Raw genomic sequence first — 23,056 nt, forward strand, 5'->3', positions numbered from 1 at the left:
TTATGTCTCCAATTCATCATTGAGTGAGAAACCTGAGATGACGTTGAGTGCCATTACAGTATTAAGGTGTTGTAGTAGTGAAGGATTTATTGCCGCGAGCGTTTGGCCTGATTGTAATTCGGTTAATAGTTGATGGCATTCTTCTGTCAAACAATGACTCTCAATTTGTGAATTCTCAGCTCGGATTAACACCCCAAATTCAGGTTGGTTGATGTCTAACCCATCGAGTTGTTGCTTATAGATAGCTTGCTCAAGCGCGATCATCGTATAGCTAGAATTGACTAGCGTTATTGAATCTTGAAGATGGAAAACCAAAGCGCCTTGCTGTTCTTGTGGCACATCAGCTAAACAAGAAAGGGGGCGTTGGTCGACATGTAATTCTGAAACACATCTGACTAAGCTATCTTTTTTCCATTCATACAAAGCCACTTCAGCGAGATAAGGGGCAGCCTCAACAACGGCAGGTAAGGCTTGGATAGTCTGTTCAAAATGTTCTCCGTAACCACTGACATCACCAGAGGTTGATGGATAACTTAAGACATGTCGACGAGCCATCTGTTGGAAGCATTCTTCACCAACCAGCATTTCAGTGAGTGGATACGTAGCAGCCAGTACTTCGCCCAAGCTAATCACAAAGTTATTACGGTAAATCTGAATGCGTTGCTCATCAGTAAAATGGTCGCTCACTATGTCGCAGTGCTCACCATTATTTTGGTAGCGTAGGGCGTTAGCAAACTCCAATTGAACATCTGCTAGGGAGTGGCTCATGATGCGCGACTCCTTTGGTTGAACTTGTCGTGTTGATACAAGATATCACTGGCTTTGGTTGCTTCAGCCAACAATATTTGTGGCTCAGGAATGTCTAAGTCCCATTCTATTAAGGTATGGCGCGAACCATGTTGTGCTATCCAGTCAGTGTAGAGTTTCCACACTTCGTCACAGACAGGTTTGCTGTGTGTATCTATCCAGATCTCACCTTGTTCGAGTTTCTTTTTGGTAAAACCTGCCAAGTGAATCTCTTCCACTTTGTCTGCAGGAATTCCACTTAAGTATTCTTCACAGCTGAAGCCATGATTAAAAGATGAGACAAAAATATTATTGAAATCGAGTAATAGTCGACACCCGGTGCGCTTCTGTACCTCTGCCAAAAATTCCCACTCTGGGATAGTTGAATGCTTGAAGGCGAGATAACTGGATGGGTTCTCAATTAGCATAGGGCGTTGTAGGCTATCTTGAACCTCTAACACGTTACGGCAAAAGACTTCTAACGCCTCTTCGGTATAAGGCAGCGGTAATAAGTCATTGAAGTAATGACCGCCAGTTTGGCTCCAGCTTAGGTGGTCAGAAACCAAGAACGGTTCGATGTCATCGATGAGTTCTTTCAACTGCAGCAAGTGATTGGGGTTGATGCGATCAACTGAGCCTAGAGACAATCCAACACCGTGACAACTTATGTTGTGGGCGTTACGTATTTCTCTGAGTTGTTGGCGTTGCGGTGATTGAGCTAAAAAGTAGTTCTCGCTGTGAACCTCTAACCAACTCACTAACGTAGGGTTTTGGCTAAAGAAGTCCAAGTGAGGTGTTCTAAGGCCAACCCCTGCATTGGGATGAAGAGTGTCAGTCACAACGGTTCTCCTAATAGGAAGTGGAGGTGAGCCGAATTTCAGCTCACCATACTTAGCAGCTCAATTATGATGATTGAGTGTCACCACCTGATAATTTGCCACATAGTCCTTTAGGAACGACCACGAATGCATCGGATTGGTTGTCTTCTTTTGCTGTACCCGCACATGAGCTTGTTTTGGTTGCACAATCATTCTGGCCAGCTTTTGCCACGCCGTAGCATTTTTCTTTTGCTGCTGCTTCCGCAGGTGCTGATGTAAGAACTGCACCGCCGAACGCTAGTACACTTGTGATTGCAGCTGTAACAGCAAGATTAGAATTTTTCATAGTCATTCCCTCTAGACTTAATTTGATTTACACATAGCAGGTTATAGAATTGTTAACTTGCTTACTAAAAAGGATAGGAAGAACCAGGAAATAATTTCACAGCATTATTAAAATAATCGATATTAATGATGTGTTGTTATTTAAGTTATTGATTATGTGATGTTATTTTTTGACTGTTTTTTCTTCTTATTATCCTAAACGCAGCCTAGTGTTTAGGTTATAATCAACTTTTATGTATAAATACCCAGTAGTGAGCATATCCAATGATAGATCCTTCGCTTTTACTCGATGGCCTAAACGATAAACAACGTGAGGCGGTCGCAGCACCTTTAGAAAACCTACTTATTCTGGCTGGTGCTGGCAGTGGTAAAACGCGAGTGTTGGTGCATCGTATTGCTTGGCTGCAAAGCGTAGAGCAAGCATCGCCGTTTTCTATCATGTCAGTAACCTTCACCAATAAAGCGGCAGCAGAGATGCGTGGCCGTATTGAAGAGTTGATGATGGGAAGTTCATCGGGTATGTGGAACGGTACCTTCCACGGTATTTGTCACCGTATTCTTCGAGCTCACTACCTAGATGCAAAACTGCCAGAAGATTTCCAGATCATTGATTCAGATGATCAGATTCGTTTACTACGTCGCTTAATCAAGGCGCAAAACCTTGATGAAAAGCAGTGGCCTGCCAAGCAAGCTTCTTGGTGGATCAATGGTAAGAAAGACGAAGGGCTACGCCCAAGTCACATTGACGCCTACCATGATCCAATAACTCAAACGTGGTTAAAGATCTACTCTGCTTACCAAGAGGCATGTGATCGTGCTGGCTTGGTCGACTTTGCTGAAATCTTGTTGCGATCGCATGAATTACTGCGCGATAAGAAACACATCCGAGAGCACTACCAAGCTCGCTTCAAGCATATCCTTGTCGACGAGTTCCAAGATACCAACAACATTCAATACGCTTGGCTACGTATGATGGCAGGTCCGGATTGTCGGGTGATGATCGTGGGTGATGATGACCAATCTATCTATGGTTGGCGCGGCGCGAAAATCGAAAATATTCAAAAGTTCTTGGATGAATTCCCAGGAGCTTCAACGGTTCGACTCGAACAAAACTATCGTTCAACCAAAACCATTTTGCAGGCGTCGAACGAGCTTATTTCGAACAACACCGAGCGTATGGGTAAAGAGCTGTGGACCGATGGCAACGATGGTGAGCCAATCTCTGTGTACTCGGCTTACAATGAGCTAGATGAAGCGCGTTTCACGGTAAGCAAAATCAAAGAGTGGCAGGAGAAAGGCGGGGCACTAGAAGATACGGCAATGCTATATCGTAATAACGCCCAATCTCGTGTTCTTGAAGAAGCTTTGATTCAAGGTGGCCTGCCTTACCGAATCTACGGTGGCATGCGATTCTTCGAACGTCAGGAAATCAGAGATGCTTTGAGCTACCTGCGCTTAATGAGTAACCGCAGCAATGATGCGGCATTCGAACGTGTCGTCAATACGCCGACTCGTGGCTTGGGTGATAAAACGTTAGAAACGATTCGTCTTGCAGCGCGTGATCGTGGTGCAACCATGTGGGAAGCCAGTGTTGCTCTGATAGAAGAGCAAGTGTTACCAGGCCGTGCTGCGGGTGCTTTGAGCCGCTTTATCGAGCTTATCAATGCACTTGAAGATGACACCACAGAACTGAGGCTTCATGAGCAAACCGACCACGTGATCAAATCGTCGGGCTTGTTTGCGATGTACGAGCAAGAGAAAGGCGAGAAGTCGAAGGCTCGTATTGAGAACTTGGAAGAATTGGTAACGGCAACGCGTCAGTTTGAAAAACCAGAAGAAGCAGATGAAATGAGCATGCTAACGGCATTCTTAACTCATGCGGCTTTAGAAGCGGGTGAAGGTCAGGCTGATGAGTTTGATGATGCGGTTCAGTTAATGACCCTGCATAGCGCCAAAGGCCTAGAGTTCCCAATGGTATTCATGGTGGGTGTCGAAGAAGGCATGTTCCCAAGCCAAATGTCTGCCGAAGAAGCGGGGCGCTTAGAAGAAGAACGTCGCCTGTGTTATGTAGGCATGACTCGTGCGATGGAGAAGCTTTACATCACTTATGCAGAGATGCGTCGTTTGTACGGTCAGGACAAGTACCACAAACCATCGCGCTTTATTCGCGAGTTACCAGAGACATGTCTGGATGAAGTTCGTATGAAAGCGCAAGTGAGCCGTCCTGCAAGCAGTGGCCGTTTTAGCCAAACCGCCGTGAAAGAGAACTTTAACGAAACAGGTTTTAGCTTAGGCTCTCGCGTGAAGCATCCTAAGTTTGGTGAAGGTACCATCATCAACTTTGAGGGAAGTGGCCCACAGAGTCGAGTTCAAGTCGCGTTTAACGGTGAAGGCATCAAGTGGTTAGTCACGGCTTACGCTCGTTTAGAACAGCTTTAATCTGTTACTTCGACATCTAAAAATCGTTCATTATTAAAAACAAAAAGAGCAGCCACTGGCTGCTCTTTTTATTGCTCTGTACCGACCTAAATTAGGTTAATACGAGCTTAAAGCATTTCTGCCTAAGCGTGAGACTTACAGTGCTGCAAGTGCCGCTTCGTAGTTTGGTTCTTCAGTGATCTCTGCAACCAACTCGCTGTGCGTTACCACACCTTTCTCATCAACAACGACAACTGCACGTGTTGTTAGGCCAGATAATGGGCCTTCAGCAATCGCCACGCCGTAGTCTGATGCGAACGCAGGAGAACGGAAAGTCGAAGCGTGTTGAACGCCTTCAATGCCTTCTAGTTCGCAGAAGCGACCAGCAGCAAACGGTAGGTCAGCAGAAATACAAACCACAACCGTATTTTCAAGCTCTGCTGCTTTTGCGTTGAACGTACGTACGCTCGTTGCACAAGTTGCTGTATCGATGCTTGGGAAGATATTTAGAACCACTTTCTTGCCTTCAAGAGAAGCAAGAGTCAGTTCAGAAAGATCGCCTGCAGTCAGTGCAAAGCTTGGTGACTTTTCACCTACTTGTGGGAATGTGCCCGTTAGAGGTACAGCAGCGCCTTTGAAGGTAACGTGTGACATGAATTTGTCCTTAGTTTAATTATGGTTATGAAACTAGTTGAGCCTAGTTCGACTTACGTTACTCTGAAGTGGTTAAGAAGTGAATGCTTTAATATCAGAATTATTATTAAACGTATTGAGTTTTCGGTTGGCAGACGAAGTAGAAAGGTCAATGGGAAAGTAATGGATTAAGGTATAGATAAAGAAAAACCCCGAGAGCTTGCGCTCATCGGGGTCTGTAGTCTTACTCGCAGCAATCCGGCTACTAAGTGTGCTCCATGCATCAAATCCATGATAGTGTGCTGTTATCCTTCAGCGTATTCCTTTCGTCGCCATCCTAGCAGTGTCCTTGATCTTATCCTGATCTGCCAACAATCCTCGTTAGCGCGCGTCACTTGTTCCTTGAGCGGTGTCCTTTACATCATCCTGATGTTCAGTCCTTTCCTCGTCCAGAGGTGTCCATTGTCTTTCCTTAGTAGTAACCATCCTAGTTACTATTGCGTCCATTCAATGTCCATTTCGCTATCCATGCCGATTATTCATCCTGAGTAATCGAATCTTCATCCTGAAGATAACCAAATCCTTGGCGTTTCCTGTTCCGTGTCAGCATCCTTCCGACACCGTTTATATTACCGATTCCTTACTTATCAGCAATGGTGCATAAGCGAATTTCTATATAACTATTTGAATGATAAATATACGTTTTGTTTTATTTCAAAGGGTTATATTTGTAGTGTGCTTATTTTCTCAGTTAAATAGCGATATTACTCACTGCCTTGTGAGAGATCTCGCACAAGGTAGCGAGTAAAAAGGGAGGGTTATTTCTTATTGGCCAATAGCTGCACCTTCACGACGAGGGTCTGCAGCCCCTTCAAGGCCATCTTTTGTGATGCGAATCGCGTGTAAACCAGAGTTAAGATCGCGAACGTTGACCTCAAATCCCATCTTTTCTAGTTCTGGTTTGAAGTTTTCCGCTGATGTTCCTTTTTCCAAATCTAGAGTGCCGAAACGGTTAAGGAAGTGTGGTTGATTGATAGCTTGCTGAATATCCATGTCCCATTGGGTATGAGCAATGATCGCTTGCGCCACATAACCGATGATACGGCTGCCGCCCGGAGAACCAATCGCCATGTAAGGTTTATCGTCTTGCATGATGATGGTGGGTGCCATTGAAGAACGTGGACGCTTACCCGGTTCAAGTCGGTTGGCGATAGGCTTACCATCGTTGTGGGTCTTGAATGAGAAGTCGGTCAGTTCGTTATTGAGCAGGAAGCCTCTTACCATCAAGCGTGAGCCAAAGGCATTCTCAATGGTGGTGGTCATCGACACGACATTGCCATCGCTATCGACAATATTGAAGTGGCTGGTGGACGGCAATTCAATAGAAACATCTTGGCTTCTTTGCATTGCGTGATCCCACGGTGGTGTGCCCGATGGTGCGCTTTCTAATGCCTTACCTGCGGTAATTAATTGAGCGCGTTCCTGCAAATAGTCAGTATTCACTAACCCTTGGGTTGGCATCGGTACGTAATCTTGATCGGCCATGTACATACCACGGTCAGCAAAGGCTAAGCGAGAAGCGTCTGCTAACACTTGCCAAGATTTTGCACTGTTTGGCCCCCATGATTTCAGGTCAAACTGCTCGGTCATCGTTAATATTTGTCCAACCGTTAATGCTCCTGAGCTCGGTGGCCCCATTCCACATACTTGGTAGCTTTCATAAGCAGAACAAATCGGCTCGCGCTGCTTGATTGAATACGCGTCGAAGTCTTTTTGCGCCAGTACGCCGGGGTTACCTTTTGCAGTTTGTACGGTGCTGATGATGTCGGCAGATATCTCTCCCTGGTAGAAGGCCTTAGCACCATTTTTTGAGATAGCTTCTAACGTTGCTGCATAGTCTGGATTTTTAAGTAGGGTACCTGCTGATTTTGGGCTGCCATCGGTATTAAAGAAGTAGGCTTTGGTTGTCGCAAAACGACTTAGACGTTCTTGATCGTTTTCGATCAAGGTTGCTAAACGTGGACTGACGGTAAACCCTTTTTCAGCCAGTTGAGCGATAGGCTTGATGAGTGAGGCCCATTCTAGCTTGCCGTATTTTTGGTGAGTATCCCACAACAATTGAACCGTGCCGGGCGTGCCAACTGAGCGACCACCAACTACAGCATCATAGAATTTAAGCGGTTGCCCGTTCTCATCTTGGAATAGACGCGGTGTGGCATCAAGTGGTGCAGTTTCACGACCATCGTAGGTTTTGAGTTGCTTGTCTTTAGCATCAAAATAAACAAGGAACGCGCCACCACCAATACCTGATGACTGAGGCTCAACTAAGCCAAGCATAAGCTGTACGGCAACCATAGCATCAACGGCGTTACCACCTCGAGCGAGCACGTCAGCACCGGCTTGTGTCGCTAACGGGTTAGCCGCAGTGACCATCCAATCATTAGCTTTGACGAGTTGTTTGGTTTCTAAACCACTACTTTGTTCCGGTGCGACGGCATCGGCAGCTTGATTTGCCCAACTGACATGGGAGGCAAAAAGTAGGGTAGAAGTAGCGAGGGTTGTTAGTTTTGTTTTCCACTGCATGATCTTCTCCTTTTAATATGCAGAGCTAGATTGACAGTGGAAATAACATTTAGCCAGTGTATTGTTAACGAATTGTAATCTTGATTCTAATTTAGATCAGCAACGAGGATGCCGATTGCCAAAGAATGCTGACGCCAATAATGGTAAATACTGCACCGCATAAGCCATCGATATAGACAGTCGCTTCATGCAATTTTTTCTGCAGAGTTTTGGTGGAAAGCATCCAAGCTAATAGCGAAAACCAAAACAACGATAGGCCAAATAAGATCAGCAGAGCAAAGCCTTTACCAGAAAGAGACATGTCAGCAGGTACTAGGCTCGACATCAAACTAATAAAGAACACTAACGCCTTTGGGTTGAGAATATTAGTCGCAAACCCTTTAGAAAATGCCTCACGCTTATTGGTTAGAATGAGATCCTTTGAATTGACTATATCAATGTCATCATCGTGATGTTGAATGATGTGCCAGGTCGCCTTCAATGCACCGTAGCCTAAGTACAATAAATAGCTGCCACCTGCCAGTTGAATGATCGCAAATAGGGTCGGTTGCTGGTGAACGAGATAACTTATCCCCGTCAGGCTCAGCAATGAGTGCAGCAAGATCCCGCAAGATAGCCCTAAAGCAATGTATAAGCCCGTTTGTCTGCCGTGACGAGTCGCATTTTGCACGACTAACGCAAAGTCAGGGCCGGGGCTCATCAAAGCGATGAAGTGGATAGAGGCTAGGGTGATCAGTATGGTGACTTCGTTCATCGTCAGTTCTCAATAACGTTGCCGCTATTTTTAAATAAGTAATCGTATTGAGCGTAGCTTACCGTGATTTGAAATCGAGCAATTGTAAATTATCAACACTTAGTTGATTTGTGACGGTGGGACACCGAATGTGGTTTTGAAGGCTTTAGAGAAGTGGGCTTGATCATAGAAGCCTACTTGGTGCGCGACCTTGGTACCACATATCCCTGACTTAATCAGACGCATGCTCTGTTCCATACGTAAACGGCTCAGCCATGCATAAGGCGTAATACCCATTCTGTTTTTAAAGTGGCGTTGGAATTGAGTCGTGGTTAAGCCGCAGAGCTCAGAGAGTTGTTCTAAGCGAACGGGCTGGTCAAGGTTAGCCATTAAGTATTCTTTCAAAGTATGAATCGATTGGGTGCCGAGTTTAATTTGGCTTTTGGATCCAAATTTCGCATAACGATCGACAATCGTCGAGAATCCTTCGAAAGGTAAGCAATCTTGAGCGAGCTGGCTGATGTTTTGACTGATTAACAGGCCATGCAGGTTACACAGTTGTGAAAAAGCCGCTTGATCGGAGAGGATCAACTCCGAAAAGCCTAATGTGTGACCATTTTTCTTGGGATCGGCAAGATCTTGAAACCATTGGGGAGAAACGGCAAATACACTGACTTGATAACCCGAATCGAGTTTGGAGTGACCATCATGAAGCTCGTCTGGTGGCATGATAACGACTTGGCCAGCACCGACATGATGACTTGTTCCTTGATAGACAAACTTTTGTTGGCCTTGAGTGATCAAGCCAATGTGAAAGTCCAAATGATAGTGGCGCTGAAAAGCAAACTCTTGGTATTGAGCTTGGATAAGGCTGATATCTTCTGTGGGTGTAGAGTAATAGTGGACTTTATCCATGATACAAAAAAGCTTGGTCAAATAGTCATCAATTTAACCAAGCTTATCTTCGTCATGCGTAATTGTCTTGTAAAAAACGATCAGTGTTACTGCTTAGCTCGTTTATTCTTTCTGTTGTTACGCAATCCATCAAAGCTAAATATAACCAGTGCTCCCCAAATAAAAGCAAATGTGATCGCTTTATCTGAGGTAAAGGTTTCGCCGTAAATCAGAACGGCCAACAAGAACATCAAGCTCGGGCCTATGTATTGGAAGAAACCGAGTGTCGATAGTTTTAAACGTGTTGCTGCACCCGTAAAGCACAGCAATGGAATGGTAGTAATAACGCCTGCAGCAACTAATAATAAGTTGAGCTGCATAGGATTCATTGAGAAATCCGAGGTCGGACTGTCTGCAATAAATAATAAGTAGGTAGCAGCAATAGGAAGCATCACTAAGGTCTCAATAAATAAGCCCGTTTGTGCCTCTAAGCTGACTTTTTTACGCAGTAGGCCATAGAAACCGAAACTGAAGGCTAGGGCAATCGCGACGATCGGTACTGAGCCAAACGCGATTAACTGTACTAATACGCCGATGGCAGCAAGAGTCACCGCGAACCATTGTAATTTACGCAAACGTTCGCCAAGGAAGAACATCCCAAGTAATACGTTAATCAACGGGTTGATGTAATACCCCAAACTGGCATCGAGCATATGGTTGGAATTCACTGCCCAGATAAAGATTAACCAGTTGGCACCCACCAAGATCGAAGTCACTACCAAATAAAGCATTTTTGGTTTTGAGGTTAAGGTGTCACGAACTTTGCGCCAGCTGCGGCCAATGTGTAGTAAGAAAGCGAGTAGAAAAAAGGACCAGACTACACGGTGGCTAAGGATCTCTAGCGGGGAGACGTCACTTAAGGATTTGAAATATATAGGGGCGATACCCCACATTGTGTAGGCACCAACTGCAAGTAAAACTCCTTGGCGCGTACGTTGTTGTTCTTCAGGGGTCATACAACTTTCTCTGGCACTGAGTGCTTATTAATAAGATTTATAAGAGAGTTGGTCAGTATAGGAGCGTTAACCCTTTTCACCTAACAATTTGCGGTTTAATTCGCCAGCGTTCCCCTCTACAATGTGCGCCTTGCTTGCGAATGATGCTGGCTGATTTTATACCTCGATTAGGAACCACAATGACCGCCACTCTGATTGCTGAGCAAATACCGACTCCCGCGAATGATGCGCAAAACATCTTACAAGATGTGTTTGGCTATCAAGACTTTCGTGATGGTCAGCAAGAGGTCATCGATCTTGCCGTTGAAGGTAAAGATAGCTTGGTTATTATGCCAACCGGCGGCGGTAAATCTTTGTGTTACCAAATCCCAGCGTTGGTTCGCGAAGGGCTAACTTTGGTTATCTCGCCACTTATCTCGTTGATGAAAGACCAAGTTGATCAGCTGAAAGCCAATGGTGTTGCTGCTGAGTGTATAAACTCGTCGATGCCAAGAGAGCAGTTGTTGAGCGTATTTAATCGTATGAACTCAGGGCAGCTTAAAATGATCTATGCCTCTCCTGAGCGAGTGTTGATGCGTGACTTTATCGAGCGCCTACAAGGTCTACCTCTTTCAATGATTGCAGTCGATGAAGCGCACTGTATTTCTCAATGGGGGCACGATTTCCGCCCTGAATACGCATCATTAGGCCAACTTAAACAGTATTTCCCGCATGTGCCTTATATGGCGCTGACGGCAACTGCCGACGATGCGACGCGTAAAGATATTATTTCGCGTTTGCAGCTGGTGGAGCCGCATACTTACTTGGGTAGCTTTGATCGCCCGAATATTCGCTACAACCTGGTTGAGAAACACAAGCCGGTGTCACAGGTGGTTCGTTACCTAGAAACACAGAAAGGCAATTGCGGCATCATCTATTGTGGTAGCCGAAAGAAAGTGGAAATGGTTACCGAGAAGCTGTGTAACAACGGTATTCGTGCTGCGGGTTATCACGCAGGCATGGACACTGATGAACGCGCTTACGTTCAAGATGCTTTCCAGCGTGATGATATTCAGATTGTTGTCGCGACCGTGGCCTTTGGTATGGGCATCAATAAACCCAATGTACGCTTTGTGGTGCACTTTGATATTCCACGTAATATCGAATCTTATTATCAAGAAACAGGCCGGGCAGGTCGTGATGGCTTACCCGCGGAAGCAATGATGCTGTTTGACCCTGCTGATATGGGGTGGCTGCGCCGAATGCTTGATGAAAAAGAAGAAGGCCCGCAAAAACAAGTTGAGATGCACAAGTTGAATGCGATGAGTGCCTTTGCTGAAGCGCAAACCTGTCGTCGTCAGGTGTTGCTCAACTACTTTGGTGAATATCGCGAGAAGCAATGTGGTAACTGCGATATCTGCCTGGATCCACCAAAACACTTTGATGCAACCCAAGAAGCGCAAAAGGCGTTATCTTGTGTTTATCGTGTTAATCAATCATTTGGTATGGGCTACGTGGTAGAAGTGATGCGTGGTATGCAGAACATTCGTGTTCGTGATAATGGTCACGACAAGTTATCTACTTACGGTATTGGTCGTGACCATAGCCATGATTATTGGATCAGCATCTTCCGTCAGTTGATTCACAAAGGCTTACTGTTCCAAAATATTACTCGTAACTCGACTTTACAGCTGACAGAAGAGGCTCGCCCGCTGCTGCGTGGTGAAATGCCTTTGGAGCTTGCTGTACCTCGTTTAGATACCGCGGTGCGTAATGCTAAATCAGATAAGCTGAGCAGTAAGAACTACGACAAGAAGCTATTTGCAAAACTGCGTAAGTTACGTAAGTCGATTGCTGATGAAGACAGTTTACCGCCATACGTGGTATTCAGTGATGCAACTCTAATTGATATGGCTGAAATCTTGCCAACATCCTACGGTGAGATGCTGGCAGTGAATGGTGTTGGTCAACGCAAACTCGATAAATACGCTGATCCATTCTTAGATTTGATTCAAGAACACATCACTACACACGGTTAATCGATGAGTTTGTAGAAGCGGCTAGCTTATAAGAACGGTTAGTTCATAGAAAAAGAATAAGGTTGATAGGGAAATGACAACACAAACAGAATTTGGGTTAAGAGAGTACTTGGCTGACGAAGGGCGTTTATTGATTACGTCTCCAAGTTTTGATTTTGATTCTTACGAAGTGTTAGGTGAAAAGCTGGTGGCGTTACTGTCAGCGTCTGTTGTCGAAAAACAATGGGATGCCGATATGCATTCTTGGTTGATTGATTTTGAAGACTGCCGGATGTTTTTAAAATCTGAACATTACAGTGAATCAATCTGGTTTGAGTCGTTAAACGCTGAAGAAAGCCGAGAAGAGTTTGATTACTTAGCGACGCTTTTCAAGCGCGGCTTCTAACTTTTGGCATGGTTTCTAACTTCAAGCGCGGTTTCTAATTTTAGGCATAGCACCTAAAACCTCGCTTAAAAAAACATAGCTTCTAACGCCATTCACCAATAAAAGTGAGAATAAACGTTTGCGTTTGTTCTCACCGTTGCAGCCAATATTGATTAATGTATAATCGCTCGCCGCTCAATAGAGCAATTTATAGATACATTTTTTAATTCACATTATTGGTAAGAGCTTTCTTGGTTTATTCGAAGAAATGACTCGATTTGGGTTCCCTCACCCCCAAACCAAACTAAAAAGGTACAGCATGAGTAACTTTACCCCTGCGCAACAGCGCAAAGCCCTAGCATTATTAGTTTTGTTCCATTTGGTCATTATTGCATCAAGCAACTATCTGGTTCAGCTCCCTTTTACCGTCTTCGGTATGCACACCACTTGGGGTGCTTTCACTTTCCCGTTTATCTTCTTAGCGACTGACCTGACCGTACGCATTTTTGGCGCGCAGCTTGCTCGTAAAATCATTTTCTTAGTGATGTTACCTGCACTGGCCGTTTCCTATTTATTGTCTGTCGTGTTCTTTGAAGGCTCATTTCAAGGCTTTAGCCAACTAGGCGAGTTTAACTTATTTGTTGCACGTATCGCTGCGGCGAGCTTCATGGCTTACTTGCTTGGTCAGATCTTGGATGTGCATGTTTTCAACCGTCTACGTCAGCTTAAACAATGGTGGGTAGCACCAACTTGTTCAACTCTATTCGGTAATGCGCTGGATACTGTCGCTTTCTTTGCGATTGCTTTTTACCAAAGCCCAGATCCATTTATGGCTGAGCATTGGACTGAGATTGCGTTGGTTGATTACGGCTTCAAACTTATCATTAGCTTAGGTCTGTTTGTTCCTATGTACGGTGTGCTTCTAAATTACGTCGTTAAAAAGCTAACTGCTGTAAATCCAGACTTCAAAGCAACCGGTGTTAATGCGTAAATCTTAGTAGTTGGTTCATTACGTTAAGCGTTAATGGTACAGATAAGAAAAAGCCCAAGTTAGTGAACTAACTTGGGCTTTTTTTATTTCTAGCGTCAGATGATTAATATCAGAGGCACTCTATGTTTAGCGGCCAACCGATATCAGTTTGACGGTTCGACTCGATTTCTAATTCAGCAGCCGTCAATGGGTTGGCTTCTAACCATTGCTTAGACAGGTTTAATGTTAGCTTGTCATCTTGTGCCGTTAACTTCACTTGAGCTACAAGATCAGGGCTACGGCGATGGGTTAACAAAATGGCTAAGCGCAGAATACGTAAAATACGTTTGCTGCTAGTACCTGATACTGCGTGTTGCTCTGGCAGTGATGTCAGCTGTTCGCGGTAGCGGCGTACAAGTTCACCTAGATAGTGTTTTTGAGCACGTGTAAAACCGGGTAAATCCAAGTTTTGTAATAAATACGCGCTGTGTTCGCCACCTTTTTTGAAATCGATGGTTAAACCAATCTCATGCAGTTTAGCTGCGGTTTGCAAAAGAATTCCCGCCTGAGGTTCTGATACCCATGCATCAGCGCCCGCTTGTTCAAATAGAGATTGTGCTAACGATGCGACTTGCTCACCGTAAGTAACATCCATTTGGTAGCGAGACTGAACGCTAGCTACGGTACGAGCTCGAATATCTTCTTGGCGTAATTCATCGACCATCTCATAAGCAAGGCCTTCACGTAGTGCTCCGCCTGCAAGGGTCATTGAGTCAATCTCAAGTAGCTCAAAGATAGCAATCAGAATAGATAGGCCACTCGGGAACACTAATGCTCGCTCCAGTGTGAGTCCTTCTATTTCTAGCTCTTCGAGCCTTTCTGTTGCCATTGCTTGTTTTTGGAGGCGTTTGAGCTTGGTGTGAGTGATTACCTCATCCATACCTTGTGCCAACATGATTTCTTGCAAAGCTTGAACGGTACCACTTGCACCAACACAGACATCCCATCCGATATCAGTGTAGCTATCAAGGATTGGCGCCAAGGTTGATTTTGCAGCTTCAATAGCATTGTCGAAGTTGGTTGCGGTCAATTGGCGATCTTTAAAGTGACGCTCAAGCCAAGTAACACACCCCATTTTTAAGCTGGTTAACGCTTTTGCTGAGAAACCTTCACCGATGATCATCTCGGTACTTGCACCACCAATATCAACCACCAAGCGGCGGCCACTGCCTCCAGAAGTGTGCGCAACACCTTTATAGATAGTCGCAGCCTCTTCTTCACCAGAGATAACATTGATGTCGTAACCGAGTATTTGGTTCGCTTTCTCTAGAAAGATATCCACATTTGTTGCAGTACGCAGAGTCGCGGTACCGACAATGCGGATATTTTCTTTAGGAATGTCTTGCAGTCGCTCTGCAAAGAGACTCAAACAGTCCCAGCCTCGCTGCATGGCTTCATTACTAAGCGCGTTATGTTCATCTAAGCCTGCAGCCAAACGAACTTTACGTTTAATTTTTGCCATGGTCTGTACGCTGCCATCAATATGACGCACAACGAGCATATGAAAACTGTTCGACCCGAGGTCGATTGCAGCGAAAAGCGGAGGTGACACTGTTTGACTCATAAGCGACTAAGCTTCCTTGTTATGACGCGGTTGGCGTGGGCGACGGTTTTGATTTGGTTTACGGTTACCGTTACGTGGGCCATTGTTATTTGAGCGACGCTGCTGCGGGTTACGCGGACGTAAACGCAGTGGTGCTGGTAGATCGTCCATTAATGCCGTTGCATCATAGTCAGAAACTGGAATCGCGTGTTCGATGTATTCTTCAATCGGAGGAAGATTGATTGCGTAATCTTCACAAGCGAAACTAATTGAATGACCACTTTCACCAGCACGGCCTGTACGGCCAATACGGTGAACATAATCTTCACAATCATCAGGTAGATCGAAGTTGAATACGTGTGTTACTTGAGGGATATGTAAACCACGAGCAGCAACATCCGTTGCAACCAACAGGTCAACTTCACCTTGAGTGAACTGCTCAAGAATCTTTTCACGTTTCTTCTGCGGAACATCACCGTTAAGCAGGCCTACACGGTGTCCGTCGGCTGCTAGGTGGCCCCAAACCGACTCACACTTATGCTTCGTGTTAGCGAAGATAATTGCGCGATCTGGCCATTCTTCTTCAATCAACGTTTGTAGCAGTGCCATTTTGTGTTCATTTGAAGGGTAGAATAATTCTTCTTGAATACGGTGGCCTGTTTTACGCTCTGGCTCAACAACAACATGCTCTGGGTTGTGCATGTGTTCGAACGCAAGTTCTTGTACGCGGTAAGACAGCGTCGCAGAGAACAGCATGTTCAAGCGATCTTTAGGTTCTGGCATGCGACGGAACAAGAAGCGGATGTCTTTAATGAAGCCCAGATCAAACATACGGTCGGCTTCATCAAGCACAACAGCTTGAATGTGGTTAAGGTTGAAAACCTTCTGTTTGTAGAAATCGATGATACGGCCTGTAGTACCAATTAAGATATCTGCGCCTTCTTCGATTTTACCCTGTTGCTTATCGTAGCTTTCGCCGCCGTAAGCAAGTGCTGCTTTGATACCAGTGCTTGCGACTAGAGAATCAGCATCGTTGTAGATCTGAATCGCGAGTTCACGCGTAGGTGCCATAATAATCGCACGTGGCTGGTTAGGCTTACGCCCTTCATGCTCAGGTGTTTTTAGCAGGTGGTTAAAAGTAGCAGTGAGAAACGCAAGCGTTTTACCAGTACCCGTTTGGGCCTGGCCTGCAATGTCTTGGCCGGTGAGCAGTACCGGGAGCGCCAAGGCTTGGATAGGGGTACAGTAATCGAACCCTTTTTTCTCCAATCCTTCAATGACTTGCGGGAGTAAATCCAAGTCGGCGAACTTTTGCTCTGTGATATGCGTCTTTTTCATTGCTATAGAATATCAGCTTAAGCTTGCAATACGAAAGTAAATACATTCCAATAGGGCATCTATTTACTGGTTATCATCCAACCAGTTCTAAAAAATACATTGGAGTGGAAGATGAGTGATAAGATTTTGCAGCTAACTGATGACGGTTTTGATAACGATGTAATCAACGCTGCAGGCCCGGTTCTTGTTGATTTTTGGGCTGAATGGTGTGGTCCTTGTAAGATGATCGCTCCGATTCTTGATGAAATCGCAGACGAGTACGAAGGCAAACTCACTATCGGTAAATTAAATATCGACCAAAACGCAGGCACTCCACCGAAATTTGGTATTCGCGGTATTCCAACGTTACTTCTTTTTAAAGATGGTGGCGTAGCAGCAACTAAAGTTGGTGCATTGTCTAAAACTCAACTTAAAGAGTTCCTAGACGCTAACCTATAATCAGGTGAGCATTTGAAAAGAAACCGCGCAGTTAACAGATGCGCGGTTTTGTTTTTTCTAAGCTATGGACTAGTCTTAGTTTTAGTGCTAATTTATCGCACGTTAATTGAACAAATTCTCTTCTTGGTCGAGCCTGTGACCAAATCCTTCTTAACTTAAGAAAACAGATCCTATTTTGACTAAACAAACTTCCACCACTATGAATCTTACTGAACTGAAGAACAGACCAGTGTCTGAACTTGTTAAACTTAGCGAAAGCCTAGGTCTTGAAAATCAAGCTCGTCTAAGAAAGCAAGACATTATCTTCTCCATCCTTAAAGCGCATGCAAAAAGTGGTGAAGACATCTTTGGTGATGGTGTTCTAGAAATTCTTCAAGACGGTTTTGGCTTCCTACGTAGCGGCGACAGCTCATACCTTGCTGGCCCTGATGATATTTACGTATCACCGAGCCAGATTCGTCGTTTTAACCTACGCACGGGTGACTCTATCGGCGGTAAAATCCGTCCACCTAAAGATGGCGAACGTTACTTTGCTCTGCTTAAAGTAAATACGGTTAACTACGATAAACCAGACAACGCTCGTAACAAGATCCTTTTTGAAAACCTGACTCCTCTTCACGCCAACGAACGTATGGTGATGGAAGCTGGTAATGGTGCGACAGAAGATATCACGGCACGAATTCTTGACCTAGCTTCACCAATCGGTAAAGGTCAGCGTGGTCTTATTGTTGCTCCGCCTAAAGCGGGTAAAACAATGCTTTTGCAAAATATTGCCCAAAGCATTGCTCGTAACCATCCTGAGTGTGAACTAATGGTTCTACTTATCGATGAGCGTCCAGAAGAAGTAACAGAAATGCAGCGCCTAGTTAAAGGCGAAGTAATCGCATCAACTTTTGATGAGCCAGCATCTCGCCACGTACAAGTAGCAGAAATGGTAATCGAGAAGGCGAAGCGTCTTGTTGAACACAAGAAAGATGTGGTTATCCTACTGGACTCAATCACTCGTCTAGCTCGTGCTTACAACACTGTTATTCCTTCATCAGGTAAAGTTCTTACTGGTGGTGTTGATGCGAATGCTCTACATCGTCCAAAACGTTTCTTCGGTGCGGCACGTAACGTAGAAGAAGGCGGTAGCTTAACTATCATCGCAACAGCACTGGTTGATACTGGTTCTAAGATGGATGAAGTAATCTACGAAGAATTTAAAGGTACAGGTAACATGGAACTGCACCTAAACCGTAAGATTGCAGAAAAACGTGTATTCCCAGCGATTGATTTCAACCGCTCAGGTACTCGTCGTGAAGAGCTGCTTACTAAGAGCGATGAACTACAGAAGATGTGGATCCTGCGTAAGATTGTTCACCCTATGGGCGAAACTGATGCAATGGAATTCCTTATCGACAAGTTAGCAATGACTAAAACGAACGATGAGTTCTTTGACGCAATGCGTCGTCAGTAATCTTGACTCGTTTATAGTTGTTAAAAAGCGCTGCCTTCGGGTGGCGCTTTTTATTTGCATTTTACAGCGCTAGCTTGCAGAATGACAAAAAGTGTTAAAAGGAAGTTAAAATGCAACATGGACTGTTGTCATCATTACTCCTGTCTACTTCACTGTTACTTTCACCGGTTGGTATGATTTATGCCACCGAGATGTCTCCACATACAGTAGAGTCTTGGCTTGAGAATGATCAAGTAAAACTGAAAACTGCTGAATTACTCGAGCTTGTTGTGCGTGATGAAGTTAATTCTCTACGCTTTGCGCTTGAGCGCCTGACATTTCCCCAACAAGAGGTGGCTCGTTACCAACTCTTGAAAAAACTCGAACAACAAAAAATCGTACTTACTCCTAAGATGTCTATCTTCATTGAGCAGCAACTCGCTATCACACCGACTTATCAAGTTCTGGAACGCGGGGATGGCTATGAGTTTACGGTACCTGCTTTTAATTACCCTTCGATTGCCAACCGTTTAATCAAGCAGTGGCACCAAGACCAAAAGACATTGGTGTTTGTGCTAGATGCTGAGAAGCAAGATCTTGATTTGAAAACGTGGCTGTCGGGCTCTGAACATCAAGTGCAAACTCGAGAGGCTCTATTAATCAGAGAGCTAGACAGTTTATCGCCCGAGGCTGTGGACTATCTAACGAAGCAGCTGACTAAATCTTCCATTGTGAGTTGGTTACCTTCAACTGAGGTAGTGGTTCGATTAGCTCAGGTTAGTGAAGATCCAGAGGTCTATAAGATTTTATGGCGTATGAAGGCAGATTATAGCAGCCAAGCTGAGTTAGTACGTCTTGCTGAAACCAAACAAACGTTCGCTCTTGAACAGGTTATGGCTGCGACCAAAAACCCTCGATTGAAAGACGAAGCCATCACATTGCTGACAAAGGTCAACCCGTTGTCGGATGAGGTTAAACAGTTTCTTGTCTCTCGAATGGCGATTGCCGATGAAGCACCATTAGTTGCTCGTGAATTGGCAAAACAAGGTCATACACGTTGGTTGCAAGACCTAGTGAATGATAACCCTCAGGTTAAGAGTTCTTTGATTGAGCAAGCCTTACCGTAAAGTGGATTTTGCCTCTCAATAACCTTACTAAAAAGGGGGATCTCAGTGTCACCCTTTTTGATATACTGAGTGCAGAATAATCAGCATGTAGAAGTCCTATGAGTTTTAAAGATTTACGTGATTTTATCGACCATCTTGAAAATATTGGTCAGTTGAAACGCATTTCTCACCCTGTCGATCCAGATTACGAAATGACCGAGATTAGCGACCGTACTCTACGTGCTGGTGGCCCTGCTTTGTTATTTGAAAACCCAATAGGCTATGACATGCCTGTTTTGACCAACTTATTTGGAACACCTAACCGTGTTGCTATTGGTATGGGCCGTCAAGAAGTCAAAGAGTTACGTGAAGTGGGTAAGTTACTTGCCTACCTTAAAGAACCTGAGCCACCAAAGGGCTTTAAAGACGCTCTTGATAAGCTGCCTGTGTTTAAGCAAGTCTTAAACATGCCGGCTAAACGCCTTCGCAAAGCGGCTTGCCAACAAGTTGTATGGCAAGGCGATGACGTCGACCTAGATAAAATTCCCGTGATGAGCTGTTGGGCGGACGATGTCGCGCCATTGCTAACATGGGGTTTAACGGTTACTCGTGGCCCGAACAAAAAACGCCAAAACTTAGGCATCTATCGCCAACAAAAGATCGGTAAAAACAAAGTTATCATGCGTTGGTTAGCTCACCGTGGTGGAGCGCTTGATCTACGTGACTGGATGGAAACTAACCCAGGTAAACCATTTCCGGTATCTGTAGCGTTTGGCGCCGATCCTGCAACGATTCTTGGCGCGGTTACACCAGTACCTGATACGTTATCTGAATACGCGTTTGCTGGTTTACTACGTGGTAGTAAAACTGAGGTGGTTAAGTCTGTGAGTAATGACCTCGACGTCCCAGCAAGTGCTGAAATCGTGATGGAAGGTTACATTGACCCTAATGAGTTCGCAGATGAAGGACCATATGGAGATCATACCGGCTATTACAATGAGAAAGAAAAGCACCATGTGTTTACGATTACTCATGTCACCATGCGTGAGAATCCAATCTATCACAGTACCTATACAGGGCGTCCACCAGATGAACCAGCAGTATTAGGAGTGGCACTCAATGAAGTGTTTGTTCCTATTCTACAAAAGCAGTTCCCAGAGATAGAAGACTTTTACTTACCACCGGAAGGTTGTTCATACCGAATGGCAGTAGTGACCATGAAGAAGCAATACCCAGGTCACGCTAAACGAGTGATGATGGGAGTATGGTCTTTCTTACGCCAGTTTATGTACACTAAATTTGTCTTGGTATGCGATGAAGACGTCAATGCTCGAGACTGGTCACAAGTCACAGCAGCCATGTGTAAGCATATGGATCCGTCACGTGATAGCTTAATGATAGAAAATACACCTATCGATTCGCTAGATTTTGCCTCTCCAGTGGTCGGCTTAGGTTCTAAAATGGGCTTAGACATTACTAAGAAGTGGGATGCTGAGTTAGCGCTGTCGCCAGATGTAGAAGCAACGCCTGCAAATAGCGAACATATAGAAGGTAGCTTAGCTGAGTTAACCAAAGCTTTACCCGAAATTATAGATATTCACTTACAGAACGACAACGCTAGTATGGTTGTGGTGTCTATCGATAAGAAAGCGGTAGGTAATGGTAAGAAAATCATGGAAGCGGTTTGGTCTCAGTTCGATGAGAACAAGTTTGTTATTGTGTGTGATGGTGACGTTAATGTGAGTGACTGGAATGACATTATCTGGGCAGTGACCACTAGAATGGATCCTGAAAGAGATACGTCATTCCTACAGAATGAGACAGGACACTCCAAAATGGGGCTAGATGCGACCAATAAATTGGAAGGTGAGTGTCTTCGTGAATGGGGCGTTCCAATCACAAAAGATCCTGAGCTCGTCAAAAAGATTGATAGCATTTGGGAACAGCTAGGAATTTCATGAGCTACCAAGTAGTCTTATATCCAGAAAACATCAGTTTCACAGTAGAGAAAGGGCAAACGATCTTGGATGCTGCGCTCAACAGCAATATCAATTTCCCAAATCGTTGCCAAGTTGGTGCATGCGCTATGTGTATGTGCAAAAAATTAGAAGGGCAAGTGAGTTACCACCTTGAACCCATGCTCACAGAGAAAGAGCAGCAACAAGGTTGGGTTTTTGCTTGCCAAGCATTTGCAGAAAGTAATTTAGTTCTAACCTTTGCCGATTAAGGGTTAGTAAGAGGAAGAACATGACTATTAAATGTAAAGTGAAGTCTATCGAGCCTTTGGCTTGTAATACTTACCAGATCCTACTCCACCCAGAAACGCCGGTAGCTTTTAAAGCTGGCCAATACTTAATGGTTGAAATGGGCGAAAAAGATAAGCGTCCATTTTCTATTGCAAGTAGCCCTTGTCGACACGAAGGTGAACTTGAGTTACACATTGGTGCGGCTGAGCACAATGCTTATGCTTCAGAAGTCGTTGAAGCAATGAAAAAAGCACAAGCAGAAGATAGCGACATTGCTATTGATGCTCCGCACGGTGATGCGTGGGTTAAAGAAGAAAGCGATCGTCCTCTGTTACTCATTGCTGGTGGTACTGGTTTTAGCTATGTGCGCTCTATTCTCGATCACTGCATCGCGCAGAACAGTAAAAAAGAGATCCATCTATACTGGGGCGCAAAAGATGAGTGCCAGCTGTATGCAAAAGAAGAACTTTTCGATATTGCAGAAAAACATAGCAATGTACACTTTGTACCAGTAGTAGAAGAAGCTCCTGAAGTTTGGCATGGCCAAACTGGTAATGTGCTTGAAGCAATTACTCAAAGTTTCGAATCATTAGCTGATTTCGATATCTATATTGCAGGCCGCTTTGAAATGGCAGGTGCAGCAAGAGAGCTATTTACGCAAAATAAAGAAGCAAAACGTGACCATATGTACGCTGATGCTTACGCTTTTATCTAAGAATTCTCTTAAGTTTTGAGTGAAAAGAGAGCAGAAATGCTCTCTTTTTTCTGTTTAGGTGAACTATTAGGCAGTTAAGCTCTATTTATTCATTTTTCATGAAAAAGTAGTTGCTAAGCTGAGAGGGTTCCCTATAATGCGACACCACTGAGACGGCAGATGCCACAAGGCTTCAGCAAGAATCAGTCAGACGGAAAGCGACAAAAATTAATTTTCAAATAGTGTTTGACACTGAATGTTAATTCGCTAGAATGGCCGTCCACTTCGAGGGGCTCCTTACTTAAAAGGAACGCTCAACAAGTGAAGCTCTTTAACAATTTAAACCTATCAATCTGTGTGGGCACTCGTTGATGAATATCAAAACGTTATTGGTTCTTTTTCGAAAGAGCGTAATAACAGTTACTTCGGTAACAAACTTGATTTCAATGAACTGAGTGACCAATACGTTTAACTACTTGTAGTTATTCGGCACAGTCAATTCATTACCATTCTGTTGGAATGGTAATAGCTTTAGAATTACATGTTCATTTTCGAATGAATATTAGTTTTGAAGTCAGTATTCGTTGAGTCACAAAATCTTAAATTGAAGAGTTT

20 protein-coding genes are annotated in these 23,056 nt (G+C 44.4%); 10 read left to right on the forward strand and 10 right to left on the reverse strand.

The genetic code is table 11. The features are described from left to right. From AACW75_RS17335 to AACW75_RS17345, 3 genes are all read right to left on the reverse strand, one after another. Positions 1–768, reverse strand: a complete 768-nt coding sequence (locus AACW75_RS17335) for an HvfC/BufC N-terminal domain-containing protein (RefSeq protein WP_145572291.1) — start codon at positions 766–768, stop codon at positions 1–3. After that, complete coding sequence (bufB, locus tag AACW75_RS17340) at positions 765–1,625, reverse strand: MNIO family bufferin maturase (RefSeq protein WP_145572292.1); 861 nt, start codon at positions 1,623–1,625, stop codon at positions 765–767. The genes AACW75_RS17335 and bufB overlap by 4 nt, the downstream gene beginning before the upstream one ends. Positions 1,626–1,689: 64 nt before the next feature. Then, on the reverse strand, positions 1,690–1,950 hold the full coding sequence (locus AACW75_RS17345) for a BufA1 family periplasmic bufferin-type metallophore (RefSeq protein WP_016783738.1): 261 nt from the start codon (positions 1,948–1,950) through the stop codon (positions 1,690–1,692). 263 nt (positions 1,951–2,213) lie between these two features. On the opposite strand from AACW75_RS17345, the gene uvrD reads away from it, so the two are divergent. After that, the gene (gene uvrD, locus AACW75_RS17350) at positions 2,214–4,388 is read left to right on the forward strand and encodes a DNA helicase II (protein WP_145572293.1); all 2,175 of its coding nucleotides are present in this window, start codon (positions 2,214–2,216) and stop codon (positions 4,386–4,388) included. 135 nt (positions 4,389–4,523) lie between these two features. Here the strand turns inward: uvrD and tpx are convergent, their stop codons facing one another. The 5 genes from tpx to rarD form a co-directional block, all read right to left on the reverse strand. Further along, positions 4,524–5,021, reverse strand: coding sequence for a thiol peroxidase (gene tpx, locus AACW75_RS17355; protein ID WP_145572294.1), 498 nt, complete (start codon positions 5,019–5,021; stop codon positions 4,524–4,526). An 804-nt stretch (positions 5,022–5,825) separates the two neighbouring features. Continuing rightward, positions 5,826–7,583 carry a gamma-glutamyltransferase gene (gene ggt, locus AACW75_RS17360; protein ID WP_145566129.1) on the reverse strand — a complete coding sequence of 586 codons (1,758 nt, stop codon included), beginning with the start codon at positions 7,581–7,583 and terminating at the stop codon, positions 5,826–5,828. Positions 7,584–7,674: 91 nt separating this feature from the next. Further along, the gene (locus AACW75_RS17365; RefSeq protein WP_145572295.1) at positions 7,675–8,337 is read right to left on the reverse strand and encodes a LysE family translocator; all 663 of its coding nucleotides are present in this window, start codon (positions 8,335–8,337) and stop codon (positions 7,675–7,677) included. Positions 8,338–8,436: 99 nt separating this feature from the next. After that, positions 8,437–9,231, reverse strand: a complete 795-nt coding sequence (locus tag AACW75_RS17370) for a helix-turn-helix transcriptional regulator (protein WP_145572296.1) — start codon at positions 9,229–9,231, stop codon at positions 8,437–8,439. 86 nt (positions 9,232–9,317) lie between these two features. Next, positions 9,318–10,226 carry an EamA family transporter RarD gene (gene rarD, locus AACW75_RS17375; RefSeq protein ID WP_017075878.1) on the reverse strand — a complete coding sequence of 303 codons (909 nt, stop codon included), beginning with the start codon at positions 10,224–10,226 and terminating at the stop codon, positions 9,318–9,320. A gap of 179 nt (positions 10,227–10,405) precedes the next feature. Between rarD and recQ the strand changes: the two genes are divergently transcribed. From recQ to AACW75_RS17390, 3 genes are all read left to right on the forward strand, one after another. After that, a complete protein-coding gene (gene recQ, locus AACW75_RS17380; protein ID WP_017075877.1) occupies positions 10,406–12,244 on the forward strand; it encodes an ATP-dependent DNA helicase RecQ in 1,839 nt (612 codons plus the stop codon). Positions 12,245–12,317: 73 nt separating this feature from the next. Further along, positions 12,318–12,629, forward strand: a complete 312-nt coding sequence (locus AACW75_RS17385) for a DUF3630 family protein (RefSeq protein WP_017075876.1) — start codon at positions 12,318–12,320, stop codon at positions 12,627–12,629. A gap of 298 nt (positions 12,630–12,927) precedes the next feature. Then, complete coding sequence (locus AACW75_RS17390) at positions 12,928–13,599, forward strand: 7-cyano-7-deazaguanine/7-aminomethyl-7-deazaguanine transporter (protein ID WP_029225164.1); 672 nt, start codon at positions 12,928–12,930, stop codon at positions 13,597–13,599. Positions 13,600–13,708: 109 nt separating this feature from the next. On the opposite strand, the gene gppA is transcribed toward AACW75_RS17390, so the two are convergent. Both gppA and rhlB read right to left on the reverse strand, forming a co-directional pair. Next, positions 13,709–15,202, reverse strand: coding sequence for a guanosine-5'-triphosphate,3'-diphosphate diphosphatase (gene gppA / locus AACW75_RS17395; protein ID WP_145572297.1), 1,494 nt, complete (start codon positions 15,200–15,202; stop codon positions 13,709–13,711). 6 nt (positions 15,203–15,208) lie between these two features. Beyond that, complete coding sequence (gene rhlB, locus AACW75_RS17400) at positions 15,209–16,519, reverse strand: ATP-dependent RNA helicase RhlB (RefSeq protein ID WP_102553977.1); 1,311 nt, start codon at positions 16,517–16,519, stop codon at positions 15,209–15,211. 111 nt (positions 16,520–16,630) lie between these two features. Between rhlB and trxA the strand changes: the two genes are divergently transcribed. The 6 genes from trxA to fre all read left to right on the forward strand — a co-directional run bounded on the left by trxA (position 16,631) and on the right by fre (position 22,462). Further along, on the forward strand, positions 16,631–16,957 hold the full coding sequence (gene trxA, locus AACW75_RS17405) for a thioredoxin TrxA (RefSeq protein WP_010440700.1): 327 nt from the start codon (positions 16,631–16,633) through the stop codon (positions 16,955–16,957). A 199-nt stretch (positions 16,958–17,156) separates the two neighbouring features. Further along, on the forward strand, positions 17,157–18,416 hold the full coding sequence (gene rho / locus AACW75_RS17410; protein WP_029222011.1) for a transcription termination factor Rho: 1,260 nt from the start codon (positions 17,157–17,159) through the stop codon (positions 18,414–18,416). Positions 18,417–18,526: 110 nt separating this feature from the next. Further along, the gene (locus AACW75_RS17415) at positions 18,527–19,522 is read left to right on the forward strand and encodes a hypothetical protein (RefSeq protein WP_102553976.1); all 996 of its coding nucleotides are present in this window, start codon (positions 18,527–18,529) and stop codon (positions 19,520–19,522) included. Positions 19,523–19,620: 98 nt separating this feature from the next. Next, positions 19,621–21,462 carry a 4-hydroxy-3-polyprenylbenzoate decarboxylase gene (ubiD, locus tag AACW75_RS17420; protein ID WP_145572298.1) on the forward strand — a complete coding sequence of 614 codons (1,842 nt, stop codon included), beginning with the start codon at positions 19,621–19,623 and terminating at the stop codon, positions 21,460–21,462. Continuing rightward, positions 21,459–21,728, forward strand: coding sequence for a 2Fe-2S iron-sulfur cluster-binding protein (locus AACW75_RS17425; RefSeq protein WP_029225162.1), 270 nt, complete (start codon positions 21,459–21,461; stop codon positions 21,726–21,728). Before ubiD ends, AACW75_RS17425 begins: the two co-directional genes overlap by 4 nt. A gap of 20 nt (positions 21,729–21,748) precedes the next feature. Continuing rightward, positions 21,749–22,462: an NAD(P)H-flavin reductase gene (gene fre, locus AACW75_RS17430; RefSeq protein WP_145572299.1), complete on the forward strand. Its 714-nt coding sequence runs from the start codon at positions 21,749–21,751 to the stop codon at positions 22,460–22,462. Positions 22,463–23,056 lie beyond the last annotated feature (594 nt).

Source organism: Vibrio sp. L3-7 (assembly GCF_963898195.1).
Taxonomy (GTDB): domain Bacteria; phylum Pseudomonadota; class Gammaproteobacteria; order Enterobacterales; family Vibrionaceae; genus Vibrio; species Vibrio echinoideorum.

Coding starts and splice junctions, on each gene's coding strand:
- AACW75_RS17335 (WP_145572291.1), bottom strand. CDS start 768: ATGAGCCACTCCCTAGCAGATGTTCAATTGGAGTTTGCTAACGCCCTA.
- AACW75_RS17345 (WP_016783738.1), bottom strand. CDS start 1,950: ATGAAAAATTCTAATCTTGCTGTTACAGCTGCAATCACAAGTGTACTA.
- uvrD (WP_145572293.1), top strand. CDS start 2,214: ATGATAGATCCTTCGCTTTTACTCGATGGCCTAAACGATAAACAACGT.
- tpx (WP_145572294.1), bottom strand. CDS start 5,021: ATGTCACACGTTACCTTCAAAGGCGCTGCTGTACCTCTAACGGGCACA.
- ggt (WP_145566129.1), bottom strand. CDS start 7,583: ATGCAGTGGAAAACAAAACTAACAACCCTCGCTACTTCTACCCTACTT.
- AACW75_RS17365 (WP_145572295.1), bottom strand. CDS start 8,337: ATGAACGAAGTCACCATACTGATCACCCTAGCCTCTATCCACTTCATC.
- AACW75_RS17370 (WP_145572296.1), bottom strand. CDS start 9,231: ATGGATAAAGTCCACTATTACTCTACACCCACAGAAGATATCAGCCTT.
- rarD (WP_017075878.1), bottom strand. CDS start 10,226: ATGACCCCTGAAGAACAACAACGTACGCGCCAAGGAGTTTTACTTGCA.
- recQ (WP_017075877.1), top strand. CDS start 10,406: ATGACCGCCACTCTGATTGCTGAGCAAATACCGACTCCCGCGAATGAT.
- AACW75_RS17385 (WP_017075876.1), top strand. CDS start 12,318: ATGACAACACAAACAGAATTTGGGTTAAGAGAGTACTTGGCTGACGAA.
- AACW75_RS17390 (WP_029225164.1), top strand. CDS start 12,928: ATGAGTAACTTTACCCCTGCGCAACAGCGCAAAGCCCTAGCATTATTA.
- gppA (WP_145572297.1), bottom strand. CDS start 15,202: ATGAGTCAAACAGTGTCACCTCCGCTTTTCGCTGCAATCGACCTCGGG.
- rhlB (WP_102553977.1), bottom strand. CDS start 16,519: ATGAAAAAGACGCATATCACAGAGCAAAAGTTCGCCGACTTGGATTTA.
- trxA (WP_010440700.1), top strand. CDS start 16,631: ATGAGTGATAAGATTTTGCAGCTAACTGATGACGGTTTTGATAACGAT.
- rho (WP_029222011.1), top strand. CDS start 17,157: ATGAATCTTACTGAACTGAAGAACAGACCAGTGTCTGAACTTGTTAAA.
- AACW75_RS17415 (WP_102553976.1), top strand. CDS start 18,527: ATGCAACATGGACTGTTGTCATCATTACTCCTGTCTACTTCACTGTTA.
- ubiD (WP_145572298.1), top strand. CDS start 19,621: ATGAGTTTTAAAGATTTACGTGATTTTATCGACCATCTTGAAAATATT.
- AACW75_RS17425 (WP_029225162.1), top strand. CDS start 21,459: ATGAGCTACCAAGTAGTCTTATATCCAGAAAACATCAGTTTCACAGTA.
- fre (WP_145572299.1), top strand. CDS start 21,749: ATGACTATTAAATGTAAAGTGAAGTCTATCGAGCCTTTGGCTTGTAAT.